At 43.7% G+C, this 10549-nt stretch carries 14 protein-coding genes and 1 pseudogene; 8 read left to right on the forward strand and 7 right to left on the reverse strand.

The features are described 5' to 3' along the window. Nucleotides 1–2 precede the first annotated feature (2 nt). On the forward strand, nt 3–773 hold the full coding sequence (bioC, locus tag FTU91_RS09540; protein WP_180082009.1) for a malonyl-ACP O-methyltransferase BioC: 771 nt from the start codon (nt 3–5) through the stop codon (nt 771–773). Next, nucleotides 770–1414, forward strand: a complete 645-nt coding sequence (bioD, locus tag FTU91_RS09545; protein ID WP_180082011.1) for a dethiobiotin synthase — start codon at nt 770–772, stop codon at nt 1412–1414. Before bioC ends, bioD begins: the two co-directional genes overlap by 4 nt. A 399-nt stretch (nt 1415–1813) precedes the next feature. Here bioD and rluB read toward each other — a convergent pair. From rluB to FTU91_RS09560, 3 genes and pseudogenes are all read right to left on the reverse strand, one after another. Continuing rightward, nucleotides 1814–2668, reverse strand: a pseudogene (rluB, locus tag FTU91_RS09550) (23S rRNA pseudouridine(2605) synthase RluB); the annotation flags it as partial. A 41-nt stretch (nt 2669–2709) separates the two neighbouring features. Then, the gene (gene scpB, locus FTU91_RS09555) at nt 2710–3297 is read right to left on the reverse strand and encodes an SMC-Scp complex subunit ScpB (RefSeq protein ID WP_180042503.1); all 588 of its coding nucleotides are present in this window, start codon (nt 3295–3297) and stop codon (nt 2710–2712) included. Next, nucleotides 3297–4091 carry a ScpA family protein gene (locus FTU91_RS09560; RefSeq protein ID WP_180042502.1) on the reverse strand — a complete coding sequence of 265 codons (795 nt, stop codon included), beginning with the start codon at nt 4089–4091 and terminating at the stop codon, nt 3297–3299. The genes scpB and FTU91_RS09560 overlap by 1 nt, the downstream gene beginning before the upstream one ends. 378 nt (nt 4092–4469) lie before the next feature. Here FTU91_RS09560 and FTU91_RS09565 point away from each other — a divergent pair, with 378 nt between their 5' ends. Then, nucleotides 4470–5186, forward strand: a complete 717-nt coding sequence (locus FTU91_RS09565) for a GNAT family N-acetyltransferase (protein ID WP_180082013.1) — start codon at nt 4470–4472, stop codon at nt 5184–5186. A gap of 11 nt (nt 5187–5197) precedes the next feature. Here the strand turns inward: FTU91_RS09565 and FTU91_RS09570 are convergent, their stop codons facing one another. From FTU91_RS09570 to FTU91_RS09580, 3 genes are all read right to left on the reverse strand, one after another. Next, complete coding sequence (locus FTU91_RS09570) at nt 5198–5485, reverse strand: hypothetical protein (protein WP_180082015.1); 288 nt, start codon at nt 5483–5485, stop codon at nt 5198–5200. A gap of 49 nt (nt 5486–5534) precedes the next feature. After that, a complete protein-coding gene (locus tag FTU91_RS09575) occupies nt 5535–6152 on the reverse strand; it encodes an L-threonylcarbamoyladenylate synthase (RefSeq protein WP_180042499.1) in 618 nt (205 codons plus the stop codon). An 86-nt stretch (nt 6153–6238) separates the two neighbouring features. Continuing rightward, entirely contained in the window at nt 6239–6901 is a 663-nt protein-coding gene (locus tag FTU91_RS09580) for an elongation factor P hydroxylase (protein WP_180082017.1), read from the reverse strand. A gap of 97 nt (nt 6902–6998) precedes the next feature. Here FTU91_RS09580 and FTU91_RS09585 point away from each other — a divergent pair, with 97 nt between their 5' ends. The 5 genes from FTU91_RS09585 to acpP all read left to right on the forward strand — a co-directional run bounded on the left by FTU91_RS09585 (nt 6999) and on the right by acpP (nt 10059). Then, nucleotides 6999–7556 (forward strand): DUF177 domain-containing protein, encoded by a 558-nt coding sequence (locus tag FTU91_RS09585; protein ID WP_086196070.1) that lies wholly within the window; start codon nt 6999–7001, stop codon nt 7554–7556. A 77-nt stretch (nt 7557–7633) separates the two neighbouring features. Beyond that, the gene (gene rpmF / locus FTU91_RS09590; protein WP_004279227.1) at nt 7634–7816 is read left to right on the forward strand and encodes a 50S ribosomal protein L32; all 183 of its coding nucleotides are present in this window, start codon (nt 7634–7636) and stop codon (nt 7814–7816) included. 205 nt (nt 7817–8021) lie between these two features. After that, nucleotides 8022–9008: an ACP S-malonyltransferase gene (gene fabD, locus FTU91_RS09595; protein ID WP_180082019.1), complete on the forward strand. Its 987-nt coding sequence runs from the start codon at nt 8022–8024 to the stop codon at nt 9006–9008. After that, on the forward strand, nt 9005–9739 hold the full coding sequence (fabG, locus tag FTU91_RS09600; protein WP_180082021.1) for a 3-oxoacyl-ACP reductase FabG: 735 nt from the start codon (nt 9005–9007) through the stop codon (nt 9737–9739). Before fabD ends, fabG begins: the two co-directional genes overlap by 4 nt. 83 nt (nt 9740–9822) lie before the next feature. Continuing rightward, nucleotides 9823–10059: an acyl carrier protein gene (acpP, locus tag FTU91_RS09605; RefSeq protein ID WP_004651013.1), complete on the forward strand. Its 237-nt coding sequence runs from the start codon at nt 9823–9825 to the stop codon at nt 10057–10059. Between the two features lie 128 nt (nt 10060–10187). Here acpP and FTU91_RS09610 read toward each other — a convergent pair. Further along, nucleotides 10188–10549 (reverse strand): transposase (locus tag FTU91_RS09610; RefSeq protein ID WP_180082023.1); only part of this gene is annotated, 362 nt, incomplete at its 5' end.

The raw sequence follows: 10549 nt of genomic DNA on the forward strand, positions 1-10549 counted from the left end.
CCGTGAATATTGATAAGTCTCAAGTTGCACAGCGTTTTGCCAAGGCAGGACAAAGCTATGCCGCACATGCCATCGTGCAAAAACAGATTTGCCAACAGCTGCTGCAATTGATGCAGCAATATTTGCCCAGTACCAGCTTGAACCGTGTTTTTGAAATCGGCTGTGGCTCAGGCAATTTAAGCCATTTGCTGATGCAAAATTTGGAAATAAAGCATGTGTTTTTAAATGACCTGTATCTTGAAGTTCAGCAGCATTTTCAAGCTAAGGAAAATTTGGAGTGGCTGATTGGCGATGTGGAACAACTAGATTTTCCGCAGTCCCTTGACCTGATCGCTTCCAGTTCGGCTTTGCAATGGGTGGGCGATATCGATTCGGTCTTTAAAAAAAGTGCAGCGGCGCTTATCGAAAACGGCTATTTGTGTTTTTCCACTTTTGGTCAGCAGAATTTGCAAGAAATTAAGGCTCTGACTGGGCAAGGGCTGAATTATCTGACTCTTGATGAGATTCAGCACAAGCTGCTTAAACAGGGTTTTGAAATTCTGCATCTTTCCGAAAACATGGAAACCTTAACTTTTTCCCATCCTAAAGCGGTGCTGCAGCATTTAAAGGCCACCGGGGTAACTGCAACCGCCGCACAGCATCGTTGGACCAAACAGTCTTTACAGCAGTTTTATCAGGACTATCAGCAATTTTCGGAGCTGGATCAATCTGGTCAGCACCATTATCAGCTGAGCTATCATCCTATTTATTGCATTGCACGGAGTAAGCCATGACATCCCCCGTTTATTTTATCAGTGGCATCGATACTGGTATTGGCAAGACCTATACCACAGGCTATCTGGCGAAGTTATGGAATGAGCAGGGCAAGAAAACCATCACCCAGAAACTGGTGCAAACCGGCAATACTGATATTTCTGAAGATATTGAACAGCACCGTAAAATGATGCAGATGGGCTGGTTTCCGGAAGATGAAAGCAAACTCACCATGCCGGAAATTTTTACTTATCCGGCTTCACCGCATTTGGCGACTAAAATTGATGACCGTGAAATCGACTTCCAGAAAATTGCCGATGCGACCCGGCAATTAACTGAAAAATATGAAGTAGTGTTGCTGGAAGGTGCAGGCGGTTTAATGGTGCCCTTAACCACAGAACTGTTAACGATTGACTATATTGCTGAACAGAAATTCCCTGTCATTCTGGTTAGTTCTGGTCGTTTGGGTAGTATCAATCATACCTTGCTCAGTCTGGAAGTCTTGAAAAGTCGTGGTCTGGAACTTTATGCTTTGGCCTATAACCTGAATGACGAATCACAGGACCAGCTGATTTCCAGAGATACTTCGGATTATTTGAAAAGCTATCTGGCGATACATTTCCCGAATGCACAGTGGATTGATATTCCTGTTTTATCCTAACTCTTGCTTAAAAGAGAAGGATATAAAAAAAGCCACTCTATTGAGTGGCTTTTTAAAGGAAAGTTTTAAAAATTAAAACTTCTTAAAGCTTTTGTTGCCAAATGGTTTACGTGGTGCATTTTCATCACGACGTTCACGCTGGCCATATGTCGCTTGATTGCCAAAGTTTTCAGGGCGGTTTTCACGCTGTGCATAGCTGTTGCCTTGACGTGGTTCACGTTGAGCGTAAGTGTTTGGATTGCCATCTTGACGACGTTCACCGCGTTGGGCAAAACCGCTGCCATTATTGCCGTCACGACGTGCATAAAGATTGCCAGTATTGTCACGACGTTGTGCATGACCATTCTGGTTTTCACGACGATCACGCTGTGCATAGCCCATTGGGCTTTGGTTTTCACCTTCTTCGCTATCACGGCGTTGCTGACGCAAATAACCGCCACGACGTGCTGCCATTGGTTTTTCTTGCATACGTTCGGTACGGCGTTTTGCCATACCAAACAGGCCTGTACCTTGACGTGGCTTCAACTCTACAGATTTGGTCAGGTTGTCGATATCGGCTTTATCCAGCTCCATCCAGCGGCCGGTACGAAGCTCACGCGGTAAAATCACGGTACCATAACGGGTACGCAGCAGGCGGCTGACTTTTAGACCTTGTGATTCAAAAATACGACGCACTTCGCGGTTACGACCTTCTTTAACCACCACCTGATACCAACGGTTGATGCCGTCACCACCAATTTCAGAGAAGGATTCGAATTTCGCCGGACCATCATCTAAAACCACGCCTTGAAGCATGTTGTTTTTGATTTGTGGTGTCACTTCGCCCATCACACGAACCGCATATTCACGTTCAATTTCATTTGATGGATGCATTAAACGGTTGGCTAATTCACCATCATTTGTGAACAGTAAAAGACCGGTTGAGTTAATATCCAGACGGCCGACCATCACCCAGCGGTCATTGGCAATTGCAGGTAACTGTTCAAATACGGTAGGACGTTGTTCAGGATCATTGCGTGAGCAAATTTCACCTTCGGGTTTGTAGTAAATCAGAACGCGACGACGGATTTCGTCTTCAATCTGGAATTGGACTTTACGACCATCGATGCGAAGCTCATCACCTGGTTCAATGCGTTCACCCACTTGGGCAACGCGTCCATTGATACTGACACGACCAGCGGCAATGACTTCTTCCATATAACGGCGAGAACCCAAACCTACGCGTGCAAGCACCTTTTGTAATTTTTCACTCATGACAGCATAACCTTAGAAATTATCATCAACAGTTCACCTATCTACGACTTCGCTGCGTGAGCATCGAGCGTCATAAAAGCTTCCTTGGCATCCTGCAGGGGAGGCAATTGGCCTAAAGATGTCAGACCAAAAGCATTTAAAAATTGTGGCGTTGTAACTAACAACGCAGGTCTTCCCGGTAGTTCTCTGAAGCCGGATTCTTTAATCCAGTTCCAGTCAAACAATGATCTTAAGATCTGACTATTGTTTGAAACTCCACGAATCTGTTCAATATCTGCCCGGGTTACTGGTTGGTGATAAGCAATCACAGCAAGGGTTTCGAGCAGGGTGGGTGATAAACGAGTTGGTCGTTCCGGCCACACCTGGGTAATGATATTGCGATATTTAGCCCGAACCTGGAAACGGAACCCTTGTGCGGTTTCTACCAGTTCAATCGATCTACCATGTTGTAGCATGGCGAGCTGTTGTAACAACTGACGCAATTCCTGTTTATTATATTGATTTTGGAACGCTTCTTTCAAACGTGCAAGCGAAACAGCTGTTTCACTTGCAAAAATAATGGCTTCCAGTTGCATCAGCACTTCATGTTGATTCTCGGCAACAGATAGAGATGTTGCTTGATGATCCATTATGCAGCTACTCCTTGAATTGCAAGTGGTGCTTCAATACCGCTGGCAATAATAGCTACTTTTTGTTGCCGTGTGAGTTCTAAAATGGCCATAAATGTAACCACCATGCCCATGCGCCCCTGGCTGGGTTTAAGCAGGGCTTCAAAATGCAGCACTTCACCGGACTGTAAACGGCTTTCAATAAAGGCAATGCGTTCTTCAAGCAACACTGGTTCTTGCTGAATTTGATGGGTGACAGGTTCTGGGCGATTGAATACGCAAAACAGCGCATCACGTAACTGGCTGACATCATAGCCTTCATTGATTTGCACTACCTGACCCAGACTAATATTGGCCGGGAAGGTATCGCGTTCCAGAACAGACATGTGTCCTAAACGTTCCGCCGCCTGTTTGACCCGTAAATAGGTTTCCAGCCGGTCAATCAGTTGCTGTTTGGGATCTTTTTCAACGACAACACTTGTGCTCGGTTTTGGCAATAGCAGTCGTGATTTCAAGTCGGCCAACAAGGCAGCCATCACCATATAATCTGCCGTCAGCTCAATATTCAGCGACTTCATGGCATCCATATAAGATAGATACTGCGCGGCAATCGGAGCGATATCTAGTTGTAATAAGTCGAAACCGTTTTTTTGAATCAGGTAAATCAGGAAGTCGAGTGGACCTTCGAAATGCTCTAGCAGAATTTCAAATGCAGCAGGAGGAATATATAAATCCTCTGGAATCGTATCTTGCCACTCATCCATAACACGGATATGTGAGCTTGGCTCCATAGGATTATGGATAGGTTGATTCATTGCAGTTTTAGGCCACGCGAATTTTCAAAGGCATGCAGGATGATGCTTTTGCCTCGATCTCGCATCGAAAGAAAAAGCACGTAAATTAGTAAGCGCTAGTGTAATGGAAATTTGACTTCAAATAAATTAGTTAAGTCAACAAATACAAAAAAACCTGAAATTCAGTAAGGTTTTTAACTGGCTTGATGATGTGAAATGCATAGGGGAGTATGGTTTTAATTTTTTTGACCGAACCGATTAGATTTTAGATTTTTATGAAAAAATGGGGCATAGCATTAGGCCTCATATTGTGAATAGAATAAAAGAAGATTCTGAATATAGAATAAAGCAAAATTTTCGGCAATATGAATGCCAATAAAAAAAGAGATCCCCGATGTCATGAAAGATCATGAAAAAGTACAAGAAAATGAATATGGGCAGTTTATTGGAGTTCCCGTATCTCATCCTTTGCCGACCCATTTTTTAGCCGATACCCTCTATGGCAAATATGCCACCCTGCATGTCTTATCTTCAGCAACCATTAGTGAAGATCAGTTGAAGCAAGTTTGGCAATGTGTAAATGGTGAGGTTGATCGCAGCTGCTGGACTTATTTACCTTATTCGGGTTTTGAAAATGCAGCGGAATTGCAAACTGCTCTTGAAAATAACTTTAAGTTCAAAAATTCAATCCATTATCTGGTTGAAGCCAATCATGCAATTGTAGGATGGGTAGGCTTGCTGAACCAGCGTTCTGCCGATCATGTTATTGAAATCGGCAATGTTTATTTTTCACATCAACTGAAACAGTCTACAGCATCGACAGAAGTCATCTATTTATTATTAAAAGCTTGTTTTGAGCAGGGCTTTCGCCGTGTGGAATGGAAGTGTGATGACTTAAATCTGCCCTCTAAACGCGCAGCTTTGCGCTTTGGCTTTCATTATGAAGGTACTTTTCGCCAAGACCGTATTACCAAAGGTCGTAACCGCAATACCGCCTGGTTTTCAATTCTGGATCAAGAGTGGCCTGAACTGGAAAAAGCCTATCGGGCCTGGTTAAGGGTAGATAATTTTGATCAGAATGGGCAACAAAAAATGCGCTTGCGTGATGTTCTTTAACTTTACTGTGTTTAATGATCTGTTGCGGTGGATGTCGATAACTTGAGCGCAAATTCGATGATCTGTTGCGCACTGTCTCGGATGCATAAATTTTGAGTTTGATCGAGGCTGGATAATTTGTGAATAACGGCAACTTCCAGGAAAAATGCATAGGTGTTGTCGATCATCGCAGAAGGGGGTTGCTCAGCATCTGCCTTCATAATTTTCACTTTAGACTCAAGTGTCCAGGGCATTTCCGCATAAATGCGGCTATTTACCTCAAAATCATGATAGTTGAGCAGCACATAAAACAGATCCATTCTCGCACTACTCCTTGATCCTGAACATTCCCTTTAATCTTAACCGTGCTTATTCAAAAGCGCTGACATCACCTACACCACGACGGATCACTTCAGGATTGTCACCGGATAAATCTACAACACTGGTGGTGCTTAAGGTGCCGAATCCGCTATCAATAAATACATCAATACGCTTTTCCAGTTGTTGCTCAATGTCATAAGGGTCATCTAAAGGTTCATCCTGACCGGGAAGAATCAGGGTGCTGGTTAACAATGGCTCACCCAATTCCTTAAGCAACATTTGGCACACACGGTTGCTTGGTACGCGTAAACCAATGGTTTTCTTTTTCGGGTGCATCAAGCGTTTAGGCACTTCACTGGTCGCCGGCAGAATAAAAGTGGTGATTGCCGGGGTATTGTTTTTCAGCAGACGATACATGGCATTGTCGACTTTGGCATAGGTGGCAATGTCGGATAAGTCACAACAAAGAATGGCATATTGATGCTTTAGACCGAGACCACGAATCTGCGCAATCCGTTCCATGGCATTTTTATTGCCGATCTGGCAGCCAATGGCATAGGCCGCATCGGTCGGGTAAACCACCACATCACCGGCACGAATACGTTCTACTGCCTGGCTGATCAAACGTGGTTGAGGATTATCAGGATGTATTCTTAAATGCAGCATATTTATTTTCTCCCCCGACTTACTATTAGTCATTATCTGTTGAATTTACAAAGTCTTGCAATCAGGCTTTGATGATTTTGTGTAAATTAATCCAGCATGTCACGTTGAAACTCGTCACTTTGTAATGTTTTGCCACCCCGGGTACAGGCACAGATACAGGCAATAAAATGTGCAGCATCACGTGGCAACTTGGCTTCACCGGAAAAATAACGTTGTACTTGAGCAAAGACATTATCTTTAAAGGTGCTGCCGTCACCGCCGTCACCAGTCAGGTTATCCAGAGATACACGGAATTTACGACCAAAAGCTTGTGCAAACATCCATTCAATCGCTTGAGGCTTGATTTCGACCTGCTCAAATAAAGCCTGCTGTTCTGCCGTGCGACCATCTGGGGCATACCAGTAACCCAGGTCGGGGAGCAAGCGTCTTTGCTCACCCGCAATAGTCCAGTGACTGATTTCATGCAAGGCACTATTAAAGAAACCATGGGCAAATTGAATGCGGGCAGGCGCATCTTCGGTTGCCGGAAAATATTCAGGTTCAAAATCGCCTTTGACCAAACACACATTTAAGTGGGAAAACCAGTGATTAAAGTGTAGTATAAGCCAATCAACTTGTTGAACTTCAGTTTGCAAACTGGCCCAGGGTGAGCGTTGCACAGGGTCGATAGAAACAGCAGAACTTGAGGTTGAATAAGTAGTTAACTGTAATGAAGTGGTGACTTCAGGTTGCGGCTGCAACTGATGCATGACTTGTATTACCCAATTGATCTGTCTAAATAAGTACAAAATTGTATCTTAATCTTTGACAGAGTACCGATGAATTTGTAGAATTGCCGCCTTAATTATGTCAGCAAATACCTTTCCGGCACAGATTGAGCCGTTTAAATGGGCTGAACAGGGCTTTACATGGTCAGGTACACTGCCATTGTCTCGCTTTGTTCGTATTTCCCGTGAAGCTGTTGGATCAATTGATGATCAATTGATTAACATAGACTGTAAGCTATCAATGGATGCGTATCATCGTATCGTATGGTTAGATGGTCATGTTGAAACGAAAGTACCAATGGAATGTCAGCGTTGTCTGAATCCTGTTGAAATTTCTCTCGTTTCAGACTTTCATTTAGCGCTTGTGGATGATGAATCACTGATAGAGCGCTTGGATGAGGATGCTGATTTCATCGTCTTAGGTGAGAGTGAAGCAACGACAAAAGGCAGCTATGATGCGCCTGCGACGGCTGATTTACTTTCTCTGATAGAAGATGAATTGTTATTGTTGTTGCCTTTGTCTCCTAAGCATGACGTTTGTGAGCATAAGCATCAACCTGCCATTGATGACATTGTCGAAGAAAAACGGGATAACCCGTTTGGTGTTTTGGCAAGTTTGAAGGGTAAACTTAACTAATTTTTGTGTTATACTGTTAAGTATAAGACAACTGAATTTGTTCTGATCCATTTTTTCGATCTTTGTAAGGAGCCATCATGGCCGTTCAGCAAAACCGTAAAAGTCGCTCTCGCCGTGACATGCGCCGTTCACATGACGCTTTAACCGAGAATGCATTAACTGTAGACCAAGCTACTGGCGAGACTCACCGTCGTCACCACGTATCTAAAGATGGTATCTACCGTGGTCGCCAATTATTCGCTAAAGCATCTGCTGAATAATTGATGATGTATTAAGCGTCAAGCTTAGTAGAAAAAATGGGAGCGTTAAGCTCCCTTTTTTTATGGCGTCTTTTTGTTGTATTTGGCAATTACCAAAACAAAAATTAAGTGTTAAATTCCGTTCCGTAAATAAGCTTACATAAGTGTATGTTGGTTATTTAACCGATTGTTGAATAACAATATCACTTCATTACAGGATTTTTTTATGTCTGCTAAACAACTCGAGCAAGTTGCTCAAGCAACGAAAACAGCATTTGTATTTCCGGGTCAAGGCTCACAAAAAGTCGGTATGCTCGCAGAATTGGCTGAACAGTTTAGTAGCGTGACAGAAACTTTTGCAGAAGCATCGGCAGCCGTGGGTTTTGATCTCTGGCACATTGCACAAAGCGGCGAAGGTTTAAATCAGACTGAATTTACCCAGCCTGTACTGCTCACCGCAAGTATTGCACTTTGGCGTGTGTGGCTAGAGTTGGGTGGAGTGGCGCCAAAATATCTTGCAGGACACTCACTGGGTGAATACAGCGCATTGGTTGCTGCCGGAGCGATGTCACTGGGTGATGCGGTTAAGCTGGTGAATTTGCGTGGCAAATTGATGCAAGATGCAGTACCGCAGGGTCAAGGTGCAATGGCGGCTATTCTGGGTCTGGATGATGCCAAAGTGATTGAACTATGCGAGCAGGTCAATATTCATGGGCGTGGTTCAGTAGAAGCTGCCAACTATAATGCTCAGGGCCAAGTGGTGATTGCAGGTGATAAGACCCTGGTCGAAGCGGTTATGGAGCTGGCAAAAGAAAATGGCGGTAAAGCCATTGCTTTACCTGTTTCTGTTCCATCGCACTGTTCACTGATGAAACCCGCTGCTGACAAATTTGCACAAGCTTTGGAACATACTGCCATTGAGCTGCCTAGCCTTCCTGTAATACAAAATGTCAACGCGGAAATCGCGACAGATGTAGCAGGATTACGTCAGGCATTGACTGCACAATTGTATCAATCTGTGCAATGGACCAAGACCATGCAGTTCCTTCAAGATCAAGGAGTGCAGTATGTGGTTGAATGTGGTCCAGGTAATGTATTGGCTAATCTTGCGAAGCGTTTACCAAATATCGAAAAAGCATTCCCAGTCGACAGTAACAGTCGTATGGAAGATGCGCTAAACGCCATTTTAGTGGCTGAAGGAAAAATTGCATGACACAGGAACGCAAAGTCGCATTAGTGACAGGCGCGAGCAGAGGGATTGGTGCAGCCATCGCTCAGCAATTGATTCAAGACGGTTATTTTGTAGTGGGAACCGCCACTTCAGAAGCGGGCGCAGAAAAATTATCTGCAAGTTTTGCTGAAAATGGTGTGGGTGCAGTACTGGATGTACGTGATGCGGCAGCCATTGATGCACTAGTTACAGATATTGAACAAAAATATGGTCCAGTTCTTGTATTAGTGAATAATGCTGGCATTACCAAAGATAATTTGTTACTGCGTATGTCTGAAGATGATTGGGACGATATTCTCAATATTCATTTGAAGGCAGTATACCGTCTGTCTAAGCGTGTCTTAAAGGGCATGACTAAAGCACGTTTTGGCCGCATTATTAATATCAGTTCTGTTGTAGCACACTTTGCAAACCCGGGGCAGGCCAACTATTCTGCTGCCAAAGCAGGCATCGAAGCGTTTGGTCGAAGTCTTGCAAAAGAAATGGGCAGCCGCCAAATTACCGTGAATGCTGTGGCACCTGGCTTTATTGCAACAGAAATGACGGATCAATTAAGCGAAGACATTCGTAAAAAAATGAGTGATCAAGTGGCATTAAACCGTTTAGGTGATCCACAAGATATCGCAAATGCCGTGAGTTTTTTAGCAAGCGATAAAGCAAGCTATATCACTGGTACTGTTTTACATGTAAATGGCGGTTTATACATGAGCTAAGCTCAAGTATAAACTTTGCAAAAATAAGATATTCAATTAAACTAACGGCATTAAAAACGCCACAAGCAATGAGGAGAATTCCTGTGAGCGATATCGAACTACGTATCAAACAAGCGGTTGCAGAACAACTTGGTCTTAAAGCTGAAGAAATCAAAAACGAAGCATCTTTTATGGATGACTTAGGTGCTGACTCTTTGGACTTAGTTGAGCTTGTTATGTCTTTCGAAAATGATTTTGACATCACTATCCCTGATGAAGATTCTAACGAAATCACAACTGTTCAATCAGCTATTGACTATGTTTCTAAGAAACTAGGTTAATTGTTGTTTCAGCTCTGCTGAATATAAAAAAGCCACCTTTAGGTGGCTTTTTTATTTACTCATCAAAATGATAATTACATATCTTTACTGTTGCTGGGTAAGCGTCCGCTGAATCCCATGCCTATTTTTTAATTTTGGTCGGATTTCCAGCGGTGTGGCAGTAATTCTTCTATTTGGGTCACTTTATGCGTCGGCAGCCTTTTCAGCACATCACTTAAATAGGCATACGGATCCAGTCCATTCAGCTTTGCTGACTGGATTAAAGTCATGATATTGGCAGCTCGTTGGCCGCTGCGCAGCGAGCCAGCAAACAGCCAGTTCTTACGTCCCAACGCCCAGGGGCGCATCTGATTTTCAATCCAGTTATTGCAAATCGGTAGATTGCCATCATCCAAATAGCGGCTTAAAGCTGGCCAACGCTTCAGAGTGTAATTGATGGCCTTGGCGGTGGGAGAACTCGATGGCACCGTCAGATGATGTTGGTTGAGCC

Source organism: Acinetobacter sp. YH12201 (assembly GCF_013418145.1).
Classification (GTDB): domain Bacteria; phylum Pseudomonadota; class Gammaproteobacteria; order Pseudomonadales; family Moraxellaceae; genus Acinetobacter.